This window comes from Photobacterium sp. GB-50, from assembly GCF_003026755.1.
In the GTDB taxonomy this organism is placed as follows: domain Bacteria; phylum Pseudomonadota; class Gammaproteobacteria; order Enterobacterales; family Vibrionaceae; genus Photobacterium.
Genome location: NZ_PYNX01000013.1, coordinates 65,671 through 86,178, shown reverse-complemented (window position 1 = coordinate 86,178; position 20,508 = coordinate 65,671). Strand labels below are relative to the sequence as shown.

At 38.1% G+C, this 20,508-nt stretch carries 16 protein-coding genes and 1 riboswitch; of the genes, 9 read left to right on the top strand and 7 right to left on the bottom strand.

What is annotated here, in order from left to right:
• Positions 1-29: 29 nt before the first annotated feature.
• Positions 30-1,970: an FUSC family protein gene (locus C9J41_RS15515; RefSeq protein WP_107205876.1), complete on the top strand. Its 1,941-nt coding sequence runs from the start codon at positions 30-32 to the stop codon at positions 1,968-1,970.
• Between the two features lie 30 nt (positions 1,971-2,000).
• Here C9J41_RS15515 and C9J41_RS15510 read toward each other — a convergent pair whose 3' ends face one another.
• The 4 genes from C9J41_RS15510 to C9J41_RS15495 form a co-directional block, all read right to left on the bottom strand.
• Entirely contained in the window at positions 2,001-2,699 is a 699-nt protein-coding gene (locus C9J41_RS15510) for a hypothetical protein (RefSeq protein ID WP_107290350.1), read from the bottom strand.
• A 95-nt stretch (positions 2,700-2,794) separates the two neighbouring features.
• Positions 2,795-3,262 (bottom strand): hypothetical protein, encoded by a 468-nt coding sequence (locus C9J41_RS15505; protein ID WP_107294760.1) that lies wholly within the window; start codon positions 3,260-3,262, stop codon positions 2,795-2,797.
• A 54-nt stretch (positions 3,263-3,316) separates the two neighbouring features.
• Complete coding sequence (locus C9J41_RS15500; RefSeq protein WP_107294759.1) at positions 3,317-3,919, bottom strand: HAD family phosphatase; 603 nt, start codon at positions 3,917-3,919, stop codon at positions 3,317-3,319.
• Between the two features lie 29 nt (positions 3,920-3,948).
• Positions 3,949-4,557, bottom strand: coding sequence for a TetR/AcrR family transcriptional regulator (locus C9J41_RS15495; protein WP_107290352.1), 609 nt, complete (start codon positions 4,555-4,557; stop codon positions 3,949-3,951).
• Positions 4,558-4,691: 134 nt separating this feature from the next.
• Between C9J41_RS15495 and C9J41_RS15490 the strand changes: the two genes are divergently transcribed.
• Both C9J41_RS15490 and C9J41_RS15485 read left to right on the top strand, forming a co-directional pair.
• A complete protein-coding gene (locus C9J41_RS15490) occupies positions 4,692-5,843 on the top strand; it encodes an efflux RND transporter periplasmic adaptor subunit (RefSeq protein ID WP_107294758.1) in 1,152 nt (383 codons plus the stop codon).
• Between the two features lies 1 nt (position 5,844).
• Complete coding sequence (locus C9J41_RS15485; protein ID WP_107294757.1) at positions 5,845-8,937, top strand: efflux RND transporter permease subunit; 3,093 nt, start codon at positions 5,845-5,847, stop codon at positions 8,935-8,937.
• A gap of 50 nt (positions 8,938-8,987) precedes the next feature.
• Here C9J41_RS15485 and C9J41_RS15480 read toward each other — a convergent pair whose 3' ends face one another.
• Complete coding sequence (locus C9J41_RS15480) at positions 8,988-9,971, bottom strand: DnaJ domain-containing protein (protein WP_107245322.1); 984 nt, start codon at positions 9,969-9,971, stop codon at positions 8,988-8,990.
• An 87-nt stretch (positions 9,972-10,058) separates the two neighbouring features.
• On the bottom strand, positions 10,059-10,760 hold the full coding sequence (locus tag C9J41_RS15475; RefSeq protein WP_107205868.1) for a DNA-binding response regulator: 702 nt from the start codon (positions 10,758-10,760) through the stop codon (positions 10,059-10,061).
• A gap of 501 nt (positions 10,761-11,261) precedes the next feature.
• Here C9J41_RS15475 and C9J41_RS15470 point away from each other — a divergent pair.
• The 3 genes from C9J41_RS15470 (at position 11,262) to C9J41_RS15460 (ending at position 15,084) form a co-directional block, all read left to right on the top strand.
• A complete protein-coding gene (locus C9J41_RS15470; RefSeq protein WP_107294756.1) occupies positions 11,262-12,587 on the top strand; it encodes a glycoside hydrolase family 18 protein in 1,326 nt (441 codons plus the stop codon).
• 365 nt (positions 12,588-12,952) lie between these two features.
• Positions 12,953-13,045: riboswitch (glycine riboswitch) on the top strand.
• A 77-nt stretch (positions 13,046-13,122) separates the two neighbouring features.
• Positions 13,123-14,517 (top strand): sodium:alanine symporter family protein, encoded by a 1,395-nt coding sequence (locus C9J41_RS15465; protein WP_107245325.1) that lies wholly within the window; start codon positions 13,123-13,125, stop codon positions 14,515-14,517.
• A gap of 258 nt (positions 14,518-14,775) precedes the next feature.
• Positions 14,776-15,084 carry a high-potential iron-sulfur protein gene (locus C9J41_RS15460; RefSeq protein ID WP_107205865.1) on the top strand — a complete coding sequence of 103 codons (309 nt, stop codon included), beginning with the start codon at positions 14,776-14,778 and terminating at the stop codon, positions 15,082-15,084.
• A gap of 53 nt (positions 15,085-15,137) precedes the next feature.
• Here the strand turns inward: C9J41_RS15460 and yegD are convergent, their stop codons facing one another.
• Positions 15,138-16,490, bottom strand: coding sequence for a molecular chaperone (yegD, locus tag C9J41_RS15455; protein WP_107205864.1), 1,353 nt, complete (start codon positions 16,488-16,490; stop codon positions 15,138-15,140).
• A 209-nt stretch (positions 16,491-16,699) separates the two neighbouring features.
• On the opposite strand from yegD, the gene C9J41_RS15450 reads away from it, so the two are divergent.
• The 3 genes from C9J41_RS15450 (at position 16,700) to C9J41_RS15440 (ending at position 20,473) form a co-directional block, all read left to right on the top strand.
• Positions 16,700-17,326 carry a thiol:disulfide interchange protein DsbA/DsbL gene (locus C9J41_RS15450; protein WP_107205863.1) on the top strand — a complete coding sequence of 209 codons (627 nt, stop codon included), beginning with the start codon at positions 16,700-16,702 and terminating at the stop codon, positions 17,324-17,326.
• Between the two features lie 242 nt (positions 17,327-17,568).
• The gene (locus C9J41_RS15445) at positions 17,569-19,254 is read left to right on the top strand and encodes a methyl-accepting chemotaxis protein (RefSeq protein ID WP_107245694.1); all 1,686 of its coding nucleotides are present in this window, start codon (positions 17,569-17,571) and stop codon (positions 19,252-19,254) included.
• A 178-nt stretch (positions 19,255-19,432) separates the two neighbouring features.
• Complete coding sequence (locus C9J41_RS15440) at positions 19,433-20,473, top strand: FUSC family protein (protein WP_107205861.1); 1,041 nt, start codon at positions 19,433-19,435, stop codon at positions 20,471-20,473.
• The last annotated feature ends 35 nt before the right edge of the window (positions 20,474-20,508 follow it).

Below are 20,508 nucleotides of genomic sequence, written 5' to 3'. Positions count from 1 at the left end.
CTATATTTCTTGCGTTTGTACTGTAACTAATGAAAAAGCACTCTCTTCGCTCTCTATGGTCTCGTTGGTTTTCTAATGCGGCAGATATACCTGACTCTATTCGCATTACCATTCCTATGGTGATGTCACTCGGCTTATTCTATTTTTTTGGTTTTACCGCTGCTGGAATATCAGGACTCATCACCGCCTGGCTACTCGGCACTCAAGCGCGCGATCTCCCCTATTTAAAGCGCTTACAAATCTTATTGATCTCAGTGCTTTTAACCGCTTTATCAACCTACCTCGCTTTTAGTGTCTTTGATAACTTATGGCTTAGCGCCATTACATTATGTAGCATTGCAATTGTATATGGCTTGATGTCTAACCAACGTCCGCATATTCGTTCGTTTGGTTATAATTTTGGTTTCACTTACATTATGTCCATTCATTTTGCGAGCACCGAAAATTCCTTTTTCATCATTCTGTTCGCGAACCTGTTTGCCGCAGGCAGTGTAATACTAACGTCACTGATCTTATGGCCTTTTTTCAAAGGACGTATTTTACAAAACCATATACACTCAGTGACGTTTACTCTTGCTGACTGGCTAAATACAGTCCGTTTAACCGATGATGAATCTGTTCTAGAAGAGAAACGACAGCAATTTTATTTATGCGCGCACAAAGTCGCTTACTACAGCAATTCAATTACTTCAGTTAAACGAACTGAACAAGTGCGTATGGATCTACAACGTTCACTTGAAGTCGCTGAATATGTAATTAGTCTTGAACGTATTTTAAGTTTCAATTTACAAGAAAATACACGCAGCCGTTTATCTAATTGGATTGAACAAGCCGCAAGAGAAATCAAGCACCACCAGCAAATTACAGCGATCTTTGATGTCAACGAGCATAAAAACAACCAATACATTGTCGATTTATTAGAACAACTTAAGCGCTGTTATAATTTCTCAACCTTTTCTACACTCGATTACAGTAAAAATATTTATCTTTTCACCTCAGATACGGTGTCCTTTTTACGTAATTTTAAGCATGCTTTACATCTTAAATCTAAAGAATGGCGACACGGTGGTAAAATAGCCATTACATTAGCGATTACGCAATTTTTAACGATTTTCTATCAAATCCCTCAAGGTTATTGGATTTCATTAACAGCCTTTATTGTATTACTCACCTCGTCAATAGGTGTAACTAACCACCGCATTTGGCATCGTTTTTATGGTACTGCATTAGGCGGTTTATATAGCTTTGTATGCTTATATTTTTTTCCAAATCAACACTTGATTATACTAACTAGCATCTCTGTCTTTTTTGCTTTTACGACATACCATAAAGAGCGCTATGACATTCACGTATTCTGGTTAACATCGATGATTGTATTCTCTATCAGCTTACTCTCACCGGATAATACCTATGTGACGTTTTATCGTATCATTGATACCTTATTTGGTGTAACCATTGCCTTTTCTATTAATTATTTTGTCGCGCCGAGTTGGACAATGCGTTGGTTAGATCTCTATATTGCACGCATGATACGCTCACAGATTTTGTATGTAACAGTACTCAATAAGCCACTGTTTGAGCAGAAACTAAACCTGTACAAAGCACAGGATAATTATTATGCCCTTAAAGCTGAGATATTTAATTTACTAAAAGAACCAAATCTTAGCCCTCGTACCTCTCAAGATTGGAAGAGTTTGTTGGTTATCTTACGCCGTTTAAGTGATTCACTTTTATTAGCAACCAAGCTTGGACTGAATACTCCTGATGATAATAACTATACCCAGAAGTGGATTAAACAGCTTTCTGACATTGAAAAACGATTCCCACAACGATATGAGATAGATCAACCTATTGATATTGATACGGATAATTATGAACATTCGGCTGATATGCTATGTTCATTAATTGAAGAAGATATTAATCAATTAGAATTGTGGCTATGTTATCAACAAGCATTTCCATTAAAATAAGCTAGGTTTACAGTTCAGAAAAATCTACTTTCACTGTTTATTTTGAGAGTCATTCACCCTTCTAACACTGCCAGTCGCAACATTCACTGCTAAGTAATGTTGCTGACTGTTAGCATTATCAAGTTCTTCATAACTAAATAAATAGCAGGTTTGACAATCAAAAATCGGCTGGTTGTAATCAAGCTCTAAATTCGTCCCGTTTGCTTGATAATATTCACTATCTATTGCTAATCCTACGGCTTCTAATGCTTGTGCTTTATCCGTATATTTAGCTGCTGTCGTTATCTTTTCATTATAGGTTTTATCTGAATATTGAATGAGATACGTTTGATTATTAGATGTTAATAAAATATCTTTCCAACCGTTATTCGTATCATCACCTACCAACACAGGTTGTTGAATTTTTTCCCACTTTGCCATTATTTTATATTGGTCATCAAATAAATAGGCCTTACACTCATCTTTCTCACAATAACGTTCGCTCTGCATAAGCACAAAGGTTTCTTCTTTACCGTTATTATTTAAATCCGCTCGCCCATAGAGGTAATAAGGTAATTTCTGGTCAGTATTAGGTAAGGTTTTATCTGGGGGTAAGATCTGTTTTTCTATCGCGGAGGCTAACTTTTCTTCCATACTTTGTTGATGTACTTCTTGTTCCCTTAACGCAAACACAACAAGAGCAATTACAGTGATGACAATAGAATAAAATACAATGTGGCGGTGTCCCATAATGCCTTCCTATTGATAACAACACACTCGCTCCTATTAGTGTAAGTCTAATTCAGCATCCTTGCTTTTATTACTATATGCACAGTTGCAATAATCTATCCATTCAACTGTTTTTTCTCATCAATACGTTTACGGTGCCAGATAGAATAATGACGTAATCCTGCTGGGCCATGGGCAATAAAGACTGAAAGTAAAATCACTGTAATATAAATATGTGCTTGATGTGCAGGAAGCCAAATAATAGATAACAGCATGAATAATTTAACAAATGTTAAAATACCCTTAAGCTGAATGAGCCATAGTTTTGAACGATAAATTTCTAGCGACATCATAGTAACACCGCTCATTATTGCTAATAGCCACCAATTGAGCCAAAGCGATTTATCAACATCAAACATAAAGCCAGCACTAGATACTGCAACCCCTAAAATATGTAGTGCTCTGATGGTTGTTTTTGCTAAACGCTGGCACCAAAATCGCGTTTCAGAAATAGTGTAAGGCTGGCCTTTATTCGGGTGTGGTTTATGTGTTCCACGTTGATGCGTTGATTTTTTATCGGTCATAATCGTCGGTATTAAGCTAGTAGGCGCGCAAGCATAACTGATCTTCAGTTAACACTACATATTTGCAGGGCGGAATTCTTTCATTTCTCCACCAGCGACTAAATAACAGTCCATGCCTGCCGATTGAGCTGCTTGGCAACCTAATTCGGTATCTTCAAACACCACACAATCTTGTACTGCAATACCTAATTTTTGTGCCGCTAATAAGAACGTTTCAGGAAGCGGTTTATGCTGTGTAACATCATTGGCAGTGACAATAGCATCAAGATACGGCATTAAGCCTGCACTGGTTAAAATTTCTTCAGTGTGGCGACGCTGACATCCCGTCCCTATTGCAGTTGGAATACCTTTCGATTTTGCTTGTTTCAATACCTCGAAAGTCCCCGTTATCACCTCACCTTTATGTGTAATATCATCAAAGTGATGGAGTTTTGATTCAGCAAGATAAACAGGATCTACATCTAACTGATATTTTTCAATGAGAGCTTTTGCCGTATTTAAGGTTGGTGAACCACCCATGGTATAAAACCAATCGTGATCAAAAGGAATATTGTGCGCTTCACACGTGAGTTGCCAAGCATAAATATGAGCTGGCATAGAGTCCACTAAGGTTCCATCCATATCAAAAATGACTGCTTTGTATTTACTAATATCCATTGATTAAATCCCTTCTCAATCGTTTATCGTTACTTTTTTGCGGCGTAACCTGTCATAAATAAATCAACACAGCTTTCAATATAAGCATCATTTTCTTGCTCTGTCATATCACAAGGTTGACCTAGTTGCGCTAAAAATACCATTCGACCATGCAACATTAATAATAACTGCATCGCTGCATCAGAGGCTGAAATTGAAAAATTCAACACACCTTGTTGCTGTTGAACAGATAAGTATTGAGCCAACATTTCAATAGTCGTTTCAGGTCCGGCAGAAACAAACACTTTAGCCAGATCAGGATGCGATTCTAACTGACGAATCGCTGTTCTATAGGTCAAAATAGCTTCTTCTGTTCGTAAAATCGATTGAAAACGTTTAGCAAAATCACACAATACATCTCGCGGCCTTCTTCCATCATCCAATGGTAATTTATCCATCTGGCTTTCCATACATTTAGCACGAATACAAGTTTCAAACAGATCATCTTTAGTTTTGAAATGCGCATAAACCGTTTGTTTAGAAACATTCGCAGCTAATGCAATGCTATCCATAGAAATCGCATAACCATGTTGAGTAAAGAGCTCAGTAGCAGCATCTAATATTTGTTGTTTCTTTAATTGACTTCTTGCTGTTAGCAATTTTCCACCTACGAGCACATAAATGCTAATTATTTACATAAATACACACAATCAAACTAGACAGTCCAGTTTGAATGGTATACTTTTTAATCATATGGACTTGTCAGTCTAGTTTAATATTAGGATAGCCAGTAATGCAACGGATAACCAAATCTTCTTTAGCGTTATATGTAATAATAAGTACAGCTACGCTAACTGGATGTGATGCACCAGCAAAAGAAGAAAATAAAGCATCATTACAACTGCTTAGTGTAGACACTCATCAACTCAAGCAACAACAAGAGTTTGCGATTGAGCGTGAATACGTTGGATTTGTTCAAGCAGGTCAACAGGCAAACCTTGGCTTTGAACTCGGCGGTAAAATTGACAGTATTTATGTCAATGTGGGTGACACAGTTCAGCAAGGTGATCCTCTTTTAGCACTCGATACTTTATTACTTGCAACTGAAGCCGACCAATTAAAAGCCCAACAAGCTCAAATATCAGCGCAACTTGAGTTAGTTAATGCTAATTTAAAACGCCAAAAATCACTAAAATCCAAAGGCTTTAGCGCGGCATCGGATATAGATAGCCTGACAAGCCAACGTAAAGAGCTGCAAGCGAACTATCGTCAACTCTCAGCGACCCTTGCAGCAAACCAACTACGGTTAGTGAAATCCACCATTATTGCTCCCTACAGTGGGGTCATCAGCGCCCGTCATGTTTCCCATGGCGATGTTGTAAACGCGGGCTCCCCTACTGTTACTCTGCTGGCGAATAAAAACAAAGAAGTACATATCGGTATTCCTATCGACAAGGTACAAGGCGTGACCCAACAAAAATCATGGACAGTACGAGTAGGTAAAGATACTTACCCTGTCACCTTGCTCAATCCGGGCGCTACCGTGAACCTTAATAGTCGTGCAATTAATTTCCGTTTTTCATTGCCAACGAATGCCAATGTTATTAACGGTCAATTAGCCTATCTCAATTACAACGATACACAACAGCAAGCAGGATTTTGGGTTCCCTTATCAGCGTTAACTGATGGTATTCGCGGTACATGGAATATTTTTGCGGTTGTTGAAAATGGTGCGGGGCCGGAAGTTGAACGACGCTCAGTACAACTCCTCTATGCTGCAAATGATAAAGCCTATATCCAAGGTGCCGTTGATGAAGGCGAACAGATTATCGCAACAGGATTACATCGTTTAGTACCAGGCCAAATCGTAACCATAACCCCAAGCGTAACACCGAAACAAAAAACAGCCACCAAGCCAGCATTAACTGATGATAATGGGGCTTAAAATGAAACGTATTCTTTCTAATACCCGCCTACTGGTTTTGGCTGTCGCTTTATTGATCGTGAGTGGTCTTTCTGCTTTATCTTCGTTGCCAAGAGCTGAAGACCCAATTATTAATAATCGTAACGCTTCAATTATAACCCATTATCCGGGGGCAACGGCTGAACGTGTTGAAGCGCTCGTTACCGAGAAAATTGAAAATAAACTACGACAAATAGATGATATTAATAACATTACATCGGTTTCTCGTCCGGGTATTTCGCTGGTTAGTATAGAACTAAAAGACAGCGTTACCGATTCAGAACCAGTATGGTCTGATGCAAGAGATAAACTCTCTGATATCACACCGAACCTACCAGAAGGTGCTTCTGTTCCTAATTTAGACAGCGATCATTCTTATGCCTTTACCGTCATTACCGCGCTTACTTGGCAAGGTCGCTCTCCCACAGATTTACTCACTCTACGCCGTTATGCCATTGAACTAGGTAACCGCCTACGTGCACTTAATGGTACAGAGTTTGTTGATGAATATGGCTTACCCGAAGAAGAAGTGGTGGTAAAAATTGATCCTGTTGCCGTTAGTGCATTAGGACGCTCAGCCATTTCTATTTCTTCTGCCATACAAGGTGCAGATGCAAAAAATGCTGCCGGTGAACTGGTAAATGGACAAAGTCGATTTAGTTTAGAAATTGCCGATTCTTTAGACTCACTCGACCGTATCAGACAAGTACCTATCACTATTGATAGTAACGGTCATCTTGTGCGGTTAGAAAATATCGCCACCATTCAACGTCAGCAAACAAACCCAGCAGCTGAGATAGCTGTTATCGATGGAAAGCTCGCTGTTATTGTTGCTGCGCGTATGCAGCCTCATCTACGCGTTGATCAATGGACAAAGAGCGTTAATCACTTTCTGACTCAATTTGAACAAGAGCTCCCGAGTAATATAAAACTCAATCGTATCTTTGAGCAGCAAGGATATACACAAGTTCGTCTTACTGATTTAGCCCAAAATTTATTGCTCGGCTTCTCGCTTATTTTAATCGTATTATTTATTACGCTTGGGATCCGTTCTGCGTTTATTGTGGCACTATCATTGCCACTTACTTGCTTATTCACCCTCGCTTTAATGCATTTTACGGGGTTACCGATGAACCAAATGTCGGTAACGGGGTTAATTGTTGCGCTTGGGATCATGGTCGATAATGCGATTGTAATGGTAGATACTATTCAACATTATCGTAAGAAAGGTTTTGAACGAATCGATGCAGCCTTAAAAGCTATTCAACATTTATGGGTTCCGTTACTCGGCTCAACACTGACAACCATTCTTGCCTTTGCCCCTATTTTCCTAATGCCAGGTCCTGCTGGTGAATTTGTAGGTGCTATTGCTATCACCGTATCTTTTTCTCTGATCGGTTCTTATCTTATTGCTCATACTCTGGTTGCAGGATTTGCAGCGCGTTGGCTTCCTAAACAAACCCAACATAATGAATGGTACCAAACAGGCTTAACCCTACCATGGCTTGCCAATGCATTTGGCAATACCGTAAAAATGGCAATTAAGCGTCCGTTATTAGCGCTCATTACAATGTCAGTATTACCTTTTGTTGGTATCTGGAGTGCATCTCAGTTAACCGAACAATTTTTCCCACCTTCTGATCGTGATATGTTCGAGATCCAAGTGTTTTTACCGCCACAAGCGAGTATCAATGCAACAGAAGCAACCACGAAAAAAATCGATCACTTACTTAAAGAATATAAGGATATCGAACAAGTTAATTGGTTAATTGGGACTAATTTTCCCTCGTTTTACTACAACATGGTCGCCAACCAACAAGGCACACCTAACTTTGCTCAAGCGATGATCAAAACCACTAACTTTAAAGTTGCTAATACGCTGATCCCTAAACTGCAAAAGCAATTAGATAATGCGATCCCAGAGGCGCAAATTTTAATACGTAAGTTAGAACAAGGCCCTCCGTTTAATGCGCCACTTGAAGTACGTTTATACGGCAATAACCTTGATATGTTGAAAACCATTGGTGAAGATATCCGCTTATTGATGGCGAGTACGCCAAATGTCACGCATACCCGTGAAACATTATTATCAGGTTTACCGAAAGTCAGTGTGGATGTGAATGAACAAGCCAGCCAATTAAGTGGTTTAAACCTCTCTCAAATCGCAGATCTCTTGCAAGCATCACTGATTGGGATCACTAACGGCAATATTATCGAAGGTGCAGAAGCAATCCCTATTCGTGTTCGTGTGGATAACCTCTCTCGCGAAAATATGACGAACTTAGCAAACCTTCATATTCCAGTGGTTAATAACCATGCAAGTGAGCAGTTTTCAGGTATTGCTATTTCATCCATTGCTGATCTATCACTGACCCCAACACGTGGTGCAATACCACATCGAAATGGTCAACGCATTAATGTTATTGAAGGTTATTTAGAAGCCGGTGTTTTACCGCAAACAGCATTGAATGCATTTAAAGTAAAGCTCAATCAATACATGACGACATTACCTGCTGGATATACTGTTGAAATTGGGGGGGAATCTGCACAACGAAATAAATCTGTAGGCAACCTCATCACCAATTTATCCATGGTATTTACACTCATGATCATGGTGGTTGTGATTTCATTTAATTCCTTTAGATTAAGTTTGATCATTTTCACCGTTGGCTTTATGGCATCAGGGTTAGGGCTGCTCTCAGTATGGCTGTTTAATTATCCGTTTGGCTTTACCGTCATTATTGGTTTACTCGGTTTAATTGGTTTGGCAATAAATGCCGCTATTGTCATCCTTTCCGAGCTAAAAGCAGATCCTAATGCATTAAATGGCGATAAACAGGCCATTCATATTGCCGTAATGAGTTGTACGCGACATATAACCTCAACCACGATTACAACCGTTGGTGGATTTATTCCTCTGATGTTAGAAGGTGGTGGTTTTTGGCCTCCGTTTGCCGTTACCATTGCAGGCGGTACAGTATTAACAACATTACTTTCTTTCTACTTTGTACCTGCTGCTTTTACACTATTAATGAAGCGTAAACAGCAACATGTAATGCCATTACAAACAGCCTAATAAAAACAAAGCCCAATGCTTATCACTTCAAGTGAGGCATTGGGCTTTATTTATAAGCCGTTATCACAACGCTGTTGCAGTATTTTATTAGTATTTAAAAAAGAGGTATTAGAAAAATACTCTCTATTAATTTTAATACTTTGACTATTTACCCAGTGATCCCGTTCTGAACCTATCCCATAGGCAATGTTATAAACCAAAAAATTCTGCTGCTGGTACATAAAACGTAAATTAGCGGGCAATGCCGTTCGTTGCTGAGTCATATTGACATAATAATAAAAATGACGATCACAGCGCTGCACAATGTAAGAACCTACTTGATTACGTATTGCAATGTAAGGTGGTTGATCTGTTGGTTGGAATAAAGTCCATTCTCCGACGATTTGTGTTAGCTCTATTGGTCGATGTGTCGTTAATTCTGGCTTAGGGGAAATAAGCTCTTCAACAGCGACTTTTTGTGGAACTAGCGATGGCTCTATCAACCTATTTTCTCTTTTGAAAATTACACGATCAACAACATTAGACTTGGTAAGTGTTATTGCAGCAACTGCTAATCCAACATTTAATACAACAGAAGATATAACTAATCCATATTTAATTATTCGATATCTTTTTTCCCACGTCTTATTTTCATAAGGCAGCACTGTGCTAACAATCTTTTTTCTTTGTTTCTTTTCTAACGTTTCCGTTAATCGTTTATTCTCACACGATTGATGTTCTAATTTTTTTCTTAATTCTAAGACTTGTTGTTCTAACTCAACATTCTTTCTTTTTTGCAGTGCTAACTCTTGCTTTACTTTTTCTGCATACTTCTTTGTTAATAATATTTTTTCATGATTAATATGGGTTAATTCGCAATGCCTATTACCATTACCACATAATACTTCATTATAAGCATGCGAGATTAATTGCATTAAAATAACAGAACCTGATTTATCAGGATGCAATCGATGAGATAACAATTTATAACGTTTTTTGATATCACTTCTTGTGAAGTCTTCTGTTGTTCCCAGCAGTTCATGGTATGTTGTCATTGTGAATATTAGTAACGGTGACGTTAAAATACTCTGCAATGAAGATGTTCGTTAGGCAACTATTAATTAAATTTACTACAAAAAAATTCATTTTTTTTGACGACTGGCACGAAATTCACCAGGGGAACAACCAATATGCTTTTTAAATACTCTTGAAAAGTAAGACACGTCTTTAAATCCAGCAGATGAGGCAACGGCTGATATTTTTTCTTGATCTGAACTTAAGAGGCCACAAGCTAAATCTAACCGCTTTTTAATAATGTACTGCTTGAGTGTCACTCCCATTATGTTGTGAAATAAACGAGAGAAATACGTCGATGAAAATTGACACGCACTTGCTAACTCTTCTTCCCGCAAGGGGGCACTGATATCTTTGTCGATAATTGTTAAAGCAGGAAGGATCGAAAGTTCTCGCTGAGAAATATCTTCAACATTTATCATATTATCGTCATGGGTATGTAAGCGCGTTAAGCAGGCATCAACTTTTTGACGGATTGCATTACTCGATAAAATATCTTCAGCACCAGATCGCAAAGCAGACACAGCCAATTCAGCGTCTAAATCATGATAAACAATAACAATCTTCACATCAGGAAAGCGCTGCTTTATGGTACGTAATAATTTAAAGCCATTTGATTGTGAGTCTTGTATTTCAATGAAAATTAATTCAAAACCAGTCATTGTTGATAGTATTTCAAATGGCGATACATCAACGAGATTGTGATACTGCAGTAGAATATCTTTAGTGCTGGTATGTTTTTCTTTATGACAACAATTTACCCAAATCACATCATCACCTGTTTGGTTATTCTCTTAATAAAAATCTTTAATGATCATCCTTTATCAAAAAATAATATTGTTCCTAATTTACTCAGATATTAATTATTAGATACTTATTAATATGGCTAATAATGGTTATAAACACTAATTTATCCAGTCATATTACATATTCTTAATTATTAATAACGAGATAACTATTTTGTTCTAGTCCGAATTAATTATCAACTATATACATATATTTGTTATTTATAGTGATTCCTTTATAACATAACGAACCATCCAACATCCGTTAAAATAACAATTCAGTATAAAAAAAACAGAAATACTTTGTAGCAAAAAAAAAACAAATACCGTATTTCTAATACAAATTTTTACATGTAAAATTTTCTTTTTAGTGTATCTTTGTGATCATTGTCATAATGTATAACAATTCACATAACTCAATAAAAACAAACAACGATAGTATACTTGTTTTATATTAATTTATGTTTCGCGATTAGGGATCTATCAATGCGTTATTTCTTACGGAATTATTATCTTCCCGTTATTACCGCAACTTTAATTAGTTGTTTCTTTTCCAATCAAACCGCAGCTCAGTCAATAACGCACTCAACACCTGTTATTGCTGCATATTATCCAGATTGGAAAGTGTATACCCCTAAAACGCCATACAGTGCCAACATGCTTCCTGTTAATGATCTAACGCATATTATTTATGCTTTTCTTGCTGTGTGCGGACCTGTTGATGCCTCTCCCGACAACATAAAAAAAATAATGAAAACTCACTGTAAAAATAAACCAATAGGTACAGCTATCGTCTTAGATGACTATGCCGCACTTCAAATGAAACTGAAAGGTAAGACATCAAGTAAAGTTGGTTACCATGGAAACTTCGGTCAACTAAAGTTACTTTCAGACGAAAATCCAAATTTATCTATTCTTCCTAGTTTTGGCGGCTGGACATTATCTGAGCCTTTCCATACTGTGGCGTTAAACGATGAATACAGAAAAACATTTGTGGATAGTGCTATAAAATTAATCCAAAAATATGATTTCTTCGATGGCATTCAAATCGATTGGGAATACCCTGGTGGACATGGTTTATCAGGCTTAGGCAATGATAATGTTGAAAGTGAGCGTCTTGCATACACAAAATTAATTCATGAACTTCGTACCCAATTAAATGCACTCGGTATAAAAAACAACCGCACCTACCAACTTTCAGCGGCAGTCAATGGTGCACCTAAAACATTACCCGGTATTGATTGGAAAAAAGTATCACAAGATCTCGATCAAATATTCTTAATGAGCTTTGATTTTTTAGGCAGTTGGGGCCCTAAGGTTGGCCACCATAGTAATTTATATAGCACCCCATTAACGCCTGATGATATGTCGATTGATAGCCAAGTAAATGCCCTATTAAAACATGGGGTAGACAGGAAAAAGATCATTATTGGTAGCCCCTTTTATGGTCGTGGCTGGAAAGGTGTCGACAATGCTTCCGCTGATAAACTCGAAGGGCTAAGTAGTAAAGGGACAATGGATAAAGGTTCAGATATTGCAGACCCTGGTTATTTTAACTACTCCGATATTGTGAAATATTTAATCAACAATAAAAAAATGGGTTACCAGTACTATTATGACGAAAAAGCGGAAGCTGCCGTCTTATTTAGCCAAAAGAAGAATGAATATATCAGTTTTGAAGATAAGCGTTCATTACAAGCTAAAGCTGATTATGTGAAGGAACATCAACTCGGTGGCGTTTTTGGTTGGGAAGTGACATCAGATCACAACCATGAGTTAATAAAATTACTCAGTAAAAACTTCAAACAATAACGACGTCTTGTTTATATAAACTGATTCCACATACTAATAAGCTTACTTTCCCGATAAGTAAGCTTGTTTTTTGTCCACCAACAAATTTCTGCCCCCATCACCCGCTTATTTTTTTCACATTTAGACTTTTTTTCACTGTTTGCACATTTTTTTTGCTGACAATCACATTTCATTCCCCTAACATTGCAATCCGAAATATGAGTTCCGATGAAGACAGCAGGAGAGCGGCAAAAGAAATTACCATGATGGTATCTCTTACGCCCGCCGAAGAAGTAAGCGTTTTTAATAAGTTGAGCCCTCAATTTATTAAATCGTAAATCTTTCAGGCACCATGTCGTATTTTACGATAGGTATGGACTGTTGTTGGAGGAGCCTCTGGAGAGACTCGTTAAATCGAGCGCCGAAGGAGCAAGCCCTATATGGGTGAAACTCTCAGGCAAAAGGACAGAGGAGATAAGAGCAGCAACCAGATATTATCTGCATCCAACATTTATGTTGTTCTATATCTCTTCCTTTGAAGTTTAAAGGAGGAATAATGAATCCACTACACGATACAATTTTTAATTTTCTTAAAGCCTTTGACAGTCTTGTTTGGGGACCGCCATTACTGATCTTACTAGTCGGTACAGGTTTGTACTTAACCATCCGTCTTGGTTTTATCCAAGTCCGTTATCTACCACTGGCATTGCGCTATGTATTTGGTGGCAAAAAAGATGCTGATAGTAAAGGTGAAGGCGATGTTTCTAGCTTCGCCGCACTATGTACTGCCCTTTCTGCAACAATTGGTACCGGTAATATTGTTGGTGTAGCCACTGCAATTAAACTTGGTGGCCCTGGTGCACTTTTCTGGATGTGGCTTGCTGCTGTATTAGGTATGGCAACTAAATATGCAGAATGTTTATTAGCGGTAAAATACCGCGAAGTTGACAGTAACGGCCAAATTTTAGGCGGCCCAATGTACTACCTCGAAAAAGGTGTGGGTAGCAAATGGCTTGCGAAACTGTTCGCACTTTTTGCTGTTGGTGTTGCATGTTTTGGTATTGGTACTTTCCCACAAGCGAACGCCATTGTTGAAGCCGCACAGCTTTCTTTCAATGTACCGAAAGAAATCACCGTTGTTATTTTAACTGTATTGGTTGCGACAGTGACACTGGGTGGTATTAAATCCATTTCAAGTGTTGCAAGTACTGTTGTTCCACTCATGGCTGGTTTTTACATCATTGCTTGTATCAGTGTATTAGCGAGTAATTTTGACGCCATTCCAAATGCTATTAGCTTAGTTATTGAATCTGCATTCACAGGGCATGCCGCTACAGGTGGTTTTGTAGGTGCTGGGATCATGCTTGCTATTCAGTCTGGTATTGCGCGCGGGGTATTCTCAAATGAATCTGGCTTAGGTAGCGCACCTATTGCAGCGGCTGCAGCACAAACTGATTCTTGTGTGCGCCAAGGCCTTATTTCTATGACAGGTACTTTCTTTGATACCGTCATTATCTGTACGATGACAGGTCTAACATTGATTGTTACTGGCGCTTGGTCTTCTGATTTTGCTGGTGCTGCAATGACAACCCATGCTTTTGCTGAAGGTCTACATTCGAGCTATTACGGTCCATTAATGGTCTCTGTTGGCTTAATGTTCTTTGCCTTTACCACTATTTTAGGTTGGAATTACTATGGCGAACGTTGTATTACTTACCTTTTCGGTGTGAAAGCGATTTTACCTTACAAGTTATTTTTCCTTGTACTTATCGCTGGCGGCGCCTTCATGCAGCTAGATATGATTTGGGTAATTGCAGATATTGTTAATGGCTTAATGGCTATCCCTAACCTTATTGGTCTCGTTGTATTACGCCACGTAGTCATTGCTGAAACACAGGCTTTTTTCGCAAAATTAAAGCAAGAAAATAGCCAACCTATTTCAGCACTATAAAATAGAATATCTATGGGCCTCACTATTGTGAGGCCCATTCTTCACTCTTTGCTTACTTTTACACAGCAAAAATCATCTTTTTTGACATTACTTACGTAATATTGATTTAATCTATAAGTAGATTAAACAATCAGCTTTATCCATCACTCGTCTATATTAGTAGTAGATGATGCGTAGGTCACTTATTGATTATCCCCTACTTTAATAATTAATAAGTTAAATGAGTTGAAACTCATGTGCTTAAAAAAGGACATTGCAATGAAAAATCAATCTTCACGTCGACGCTTTTTACAATTGACTGTTGGTGGAATTATTGGTCTGAGTATTGGAAGCAAGCTATTAGTAAAACCGGCCCAAGCGGCTGAACTTCCACATTTGTCTACCGATGATCCACAGGCAAAAGCACTAAAATATGTTAACGAATCCACTAAAGGTGACAGTAATTGTAATAGCTGTATGCTTATTGAAGGTGATGCAAGCGCGGCATGGCGCCCATGTAAAATATTCCCTGGTAAGCTTGTTAATGCTAAGGGATGGTGTTCTGCTTACGCCCCTAAACCTGCCTAGCTCTTTTCAAATAAAAAGGCCATATCAAAGGCCTTTTTATCACTTTATTAGAATTAACGGTAACAACGTTCAGCCCAACGTGCTAATCCAGCAGTAACTGAACCAAAAAAATTACCACTTACAATAGGAATATCTGGCAACTGCAGCTCAATACACTGCCTCAAAATTGGAGAACGTGCGGTTCCTCCCGTCATAAACACCACATCTGGTTTTTTATTACTCTGTGCTAGCACTTCCACGATAAGATCACGCATCTTATCTGTCGGGGTTGCGATCGCTTCTGCAAATTGCTTAACAGTAATATCGACTGCAAATACGTCGTTGATTATTGCCATATCAACACGATATTTATTTTGCTCAGATAACGCTATTTTAGCTTCTTCTGCACGTCGTACAATTTGGTATCCCAAGGTCTCATGATAAACATGAATAAGGCGGCTTAGTTTTGCAGGATCTGCAGCGTCATAACGTAACTTTTCTAACGCGCGTAAATTGGCTTCAGAATAAAACTCAGTTTGTGCCGCAACATTATTAATCGCGATAGGATTCCAAAATTGATTAAACGGCATATCAATGCCTCGTGCAGTTCTGCTCCCTAAACCAAATTCTGGCATCAATTGCTTAAAAGCAAGATGAATGTCTAAATCATTCCCACCCACACGCTGTCCGCTATGTGCAAGTAGAGACTGTGTTCTATCTTGCTCATTAATCCATTTAGGCCCCATTTCTATGAGTGAGCAGTCTGTAGTACCACCACCGATATCAACCACAAGTACTGTCTTATTCTCAGTTAATGTTGATTCAAACTCTAAACCAGCTGCAACGGGTTCGAACTGAAACGAAACATCTTTAAAACCTGCGCGTTTCGCTGCTTGAGAGAGAATTTTTTCAGCCTGAATATTTGCAGCTTCCCCCCCTGTCCCTTGAAAGTTGATCGGACGACCAATCACGGTTTGTGTAATATCTGATTGAAGATGCTGCTCTGCATTATGTTTAATATTCGCCATCATAGCGCAAACAAGATCTTCAAAAAAACTGATCTGCGCGTCACGTAAGCCATTGGCACCAAGAAAAGATTTAGGAGATTTAACGTAATAGACTTCTTCAGGATCAGACAAATAGGTATTTAGTGCGGCTTCACCAAACTGTAAATCACCACGGAAAATTTCAATATCTTCTTCACGGTTAACAGCCATTGCGCGACGTAATACTTGCTCTCCAACACTGTCTGTTGGGGATATCCCCATAAAACGGTATAGATACTCTGATACCGCCTCTCGTGTAGGGGCACACAACGTTGATGGAATAAAATGATTATTGTGTTCTAGCGGTAACAGTTCGGGGTTACCATTTACCATTCTTGCGACTGAACAATTTGCCGTCCCATAATCAAATCCAATAAACATTTGAAGCACTCAAAGCAATAATAAAGCCAGCAATAATACCCCATCAACATAGGCTTTTCACTGAGTTATTCACACTATTTCTTTACGTTTATTCATCAACAAAATAACGCTAACATTAGAAAATTTGGTGTTATTTTGTAACTTTACGATGCAATGTTATTTAATTATCGCCATAATACTCTTTATTTAATTCTATAAAGAAGACCACAATGAAACGTATTTACCAATCTTTCTTCGTTGTACTATTAGCAGCACTAACATTAACAGCATGTTCTGATTCTAAAACACCCCAAGAAGGCGATAAGTATTCAATAATTCCAACCCCTATGCCTAACATGCCCGCTGTCACAGAGATTTTTTCACTGTCTTGTGGGCACTGCCGTAATATGGAAGGTATGCTGCCAGAAATTCAAAAATTAACAAACACTAAAAACATCAATCAAGTACACGTGACTTTCAATGAAAGCGCGCAAAAAGCGGCTTTTATTTTCTACGCAGCAATGATTCAAACGAATAACGAACCTAGCCATAAACTAGTAGAAGCGTTATTTTCTTTCGTACAAGACTCACCAAAAGATATGACAGATGCGCAACGTAAAGTCGCATTATCGAAAATCTTCCATGATAACGGTTTAAAAAGTCCGTATGAATTAACAAAACAACAACAAGCTGAAATCTTTAAGCTACTCCAACAATCTGAAGATACCGTTCGCAATGCTGCATTACAATCAGTGCCCGCATTCCTGATTAATGGCAAATATCTTGTAAATACAAGTGCTCACGACAGCTTACAAGATATGGCAAACACAATTACATACCTTAAAAACAAAAAATAAATACATGCTCTAAAAAAATACCTACCTCATTGGTAGGTATTTTTTTATCGATGCAACCCTCATTTTTATTCCCCCCAATGTAAAAGTCTGCAACAACCGCACTATTAATTGAATAAATATCAAAGATACATCTATCAGTAATATTTTTCTCTTATCATTACATAAACTTATATGTGCATACTACACAGCAAACGCTCTCGTATGCATATCAGTGATTAATAATGGATAAGGCAAATGGAATTATGATCAACACACTTAAGCACAAATTATTACTACTAAGCTTATTGCCTATGATCGCTATTCTCGGTATAGCGATGTGTATCGTCATCTATTTAGAGAACCAATCTCTAACAAAAAATGTGGCACATTATAAGCAAGAGCTTATTTCAGAAAGACAACAAGAACTCAAAGACGCGGTTATTATTACCAAGCACGCCATTGAAAATATCATTTCTAAAAACAGTGATGAAGCAACACAGCTTGTAGAAATCCGCCAACTTATTACGCCTATTCGATTTGCAGCCAATGATGCAGGTTACTTTTTTATCTACACAATGGAGGGAGTAAATGTTGCTCACCCTCTTAAGCCTTCAATTCAAGGTACTGATCAAATTGGCGCGACGGATGCTAACGGCGTTGCGTACATCAAAGTATTAATTAATGCGGCTAAAAATAATGGACAGTTTGTTAAATACAGCTTTCCTAAAAAAGCGAACCAGCCAGCCCAACCAAAAGAAAGTTATGCGATTACACTTAATAACAATAAATGGTTTATTGGTACAGGCTTATATCTAGATGACATAGATAACAGTGTTGAACAATACACAGCACAGATTCATGCTGATATGAAAGATCGTATCAATACCGTCGCTTTTATTTCGATCATTTTAGCCGTAATTTCTGCCATGATTATTTTATTGATCACAAGCCGTATCATTAAACCAGTTGAGCGTATGGTTAAAACACTTAATGATATTGCAGATGGTGAAGGTGATCTAACCAAACGTCTGGTGGTTGAAGGTAATGACGAAATTGCACAACTTGGAAAAGCATTTAACCGTTTTGCTAATAAACTACAAAGCATTATTTCCCAAGTTTCAGCGACGACAGATAGCCTGACAACAACGGCGCATAATGTACATAATCAAACTAATGCCTTAACTGCTAAACTGAACGAGCATAATTGCGAGACTGAACAAGTCGTTGCTGCCGTTGAACAAATGAGCCTAGCTGCAAATGAGATAGCAGAGAACACAAACGATGTTGCTTCTGGTACTGAAAAAATGAGTGATGTTGCGCTTATCGCTCAACAACAAGTGGATACATCATTAGTATCAATAAATACATTAGTAGATGAAGTAACCCAAGCCTCTGGCTACATTGATGCACTAAATCAGCAATCGCATAATATTAACAATGTACTAAAAGTGATTGGTGATATTGCTGAGCAAACAAACCTACTAGCATTAAATGCCGCTATTGAAGCCGCACGTGCTGGTGAACAAGGTCGCGGTTTTGCCGTTGTTGCTGATGAGGTTCGTGGGCTTGCGAGTCGTACTCAAAGTAGCACATTAGAAATTAATGAAATGCTAGACCAATTACATAACTTGGTTACACAAGCCGTTCAAGCGATGGATAAAAGTCAGACATCTTGTAATGATGCGGTAAGTTCGACAAATCAAATCTCGAATAACCTCATTTCTGTCACAGAAGCCGTAACCGAAATAAATGGCAAGATTAATCAAATTGCAGCGGCCTCTACCGAGCAAAATGCAGTAACAGGTGAGATAAGCGGCAACATGGGTTCTATCCAAAATATTGTGACCGACTTGATTCGAGAAAATAAAAACTCTGAACTTATCGTAAGTCAACTGGATGATGCGGGTCATAAATTGCAGCAACTAGTAGGACAATTTAAAACACAATAATTGCCATTCAAGCTAATAATAAAACCGACTAAAGGCACTCTATAGTGCCTTTATTTTTATCAAACGTTCACCAACCTGACACATGTTTCAGGTAAATGACGAGTTCAATCCTCACAATTAAATAGTGACTTTCATCACGTTCTTTGTATGATTTAGAAAATTTTAACGAATGTTTTGTATGAAGAATTATTCTCGCTTTGCAATCAAATATTTCCGCCAACTACTTGTGTTTCGCGTGTTTGTTGCACTTAGTATTATTGTCTCTATTATTCAAATGTTTAGCTTACCTTATGGCTCATGGGCGCTGATTACTACAGTAACAATCATGGGCAGTATTCACTTTCTTGGTGGTGTTTTATCCAAAGCTAATCAACGAATAACAGGAACTATATTAGGGGCGATTATAGGTTTATCTCTCTATTTAATACCCACTTCATACAGTTGGCTCCACCACATTATTTTAATCACTACGGTGGTTACAGCAATTTACTATACACAAGGTAAGTATTCTTATGCGGCACTTGTTGTTGCTATTACTGTTGTTGTGGTTGCCGGCGGTGGCCCAGAGGATTTACATGCTGCAATGTGGCGCACAATCAATGTGTTTTGGGCCGCTATCGTTGCTATTTGTTGTAGCTTATATATTTTTCCTGCTCGTGCAACGGAGCATTATCTTAATTACACTCATCAGTTCATCAAGCTCTGTTGTAACTATTATCATCAGCATAACCAGCAAATAGCGGCAGAAAACTTTCAACTTATAGATATCAATCCCCTATCAAACATACTTGATAAACAAACTAGCCTTCAGCCACATACTAAAAATGAGAATATTGCCAGTAAACAGCTCTTAACTGAGATCATGCTGACAGAAGAACAAATATTTACCATGATGGGATCAATGCTACACACAAGGTGGGATAAACAGTTAGGACAGAATAAAATTAACGACATGCCTGGTCTAATGGAGGCAAAAGAGCAATTAGCAGACCGATTCTCACGTCTAGCTATTCAAATAGAAAACCAACATATTTTACCTGTTAAACAAGAAGAAATAAAAATGCTCTCACTTTTACCTCCGGCAGAAAACCATGAGCAAAGTGATGCCAGTAATATTAGTTATTATGGTTATTTATGGCTTAACCGTGAGATAGCTCGCCAATTTTCAGTGCTTACTCATTTATTAAGTGAATACTACTCTCACTTGAATAACAAATAATTATAAGGACATAACGTTATGCCCTTTTACCTTAT

What these genes read in the sequence shown, in the direction of transcription:
- C9J41_RS15465 (WP_107245325.1), top strand. Translation starts at nt 13,123, where the DNA reads ATGAATCCACTACACGATACAATTTTTAATTTTCTTAAAGCCTTTGAC.
- C9J41_RS15490 (WP_107294758.1), top strand. Translation starts at nt 4,692, where the DNA reads ATGCAACGGATAACCAAATCTTCTTTAGCGTTATATGTAATAATAAGT.
- C9J41_RS15480 (WP_107245322.1), bottom strand. Translation starts at nt 9,971, where the DNA reads ATGACAACATACCATGAACTGCTGGGAACAACAGAAGACTTCACAAGA.
- yegD (WP_107205864.1), bottom strand. Translation starts at nt 16,490, where the DNA reads ATGTTTATTGGATTTGATTATGGGACGGCAAATTGTTCAGTCGCAAGA.
- C9J41_RS15450 (WP_107205863.1), top strand. Translation starts at nt 16,700, where the DNA reads ATGAAACGTATTTACCAATCTTTCTTCGTTGTACTATTAGCAGCACTA.
- C9J41_RS15500 (WP_107294759.1), bottom strand. Translation starts at nt 3,919, where the DNA reads ATGGATATTAGTAAATACAAAGCAGTCATTTTTGATATGGATGGAACC.
- C9J41_RS15470 (WP_107294756.1), top strand. Translation starts at nt 11,262, where the DNA reads ATGCGTTATTTCTTACGGAATTATTATCTTCCCGTTATTACCGCAACT.
- C9J41_RS15505 (WP_107294760.1), bottom strand. Translation starts at nt 3,262, where the DNA reads ATGACCGATAAAAAATCAACGCATCAACGTGGAACACATAAACCACAC.
- C9J41_RS15445 (WP_107245694.1), top strand. Translation starts at nt 17,569, where the DNA reads ATGATCAACACACTTAAGCACAAATTATTACTACTAAGCTTATTGCCT.
- C9J41_RS15510 (WP_107290350.1), bottom strand. Translation starts at nt 2,699, where the DNA reads ATGGGACACCGCCACATTGTATTTTATTCTATTGTCATCACTGTAATT.
- C9J41_RS15485 (WP_107294757.1), top strand. Translation starts at nt 5,845, where the DNA reads ATGAAACGTATTCTTTCTAATACCCGCCTACTGGTTTTGGCTGTCGCT.
- C9J41_RS15460 (WP_107205865.1), top strand. Translation starts at nt 14,776, where the DNA reads ATGAAAAATCAATCTTCACGTCGACGCTTTTTACAATTGACTGTTGGT.
- C9J41_RS15515 (WP_107205876.1), top strand. Translation starts at nt 30, where the DNA reads ATGAAAAAGCACTCTCTTCGCTCTCTATGGTCTCGTTGGTTTTCTAAT.
- C9J41_RS15440 (WP_107205861.1), top strand. Translation starts at nt 19,433, where the DNA reads ATGAAGAATTATTCTCGCTTTGCAATCAAATATTTCCGCCAACTACTT.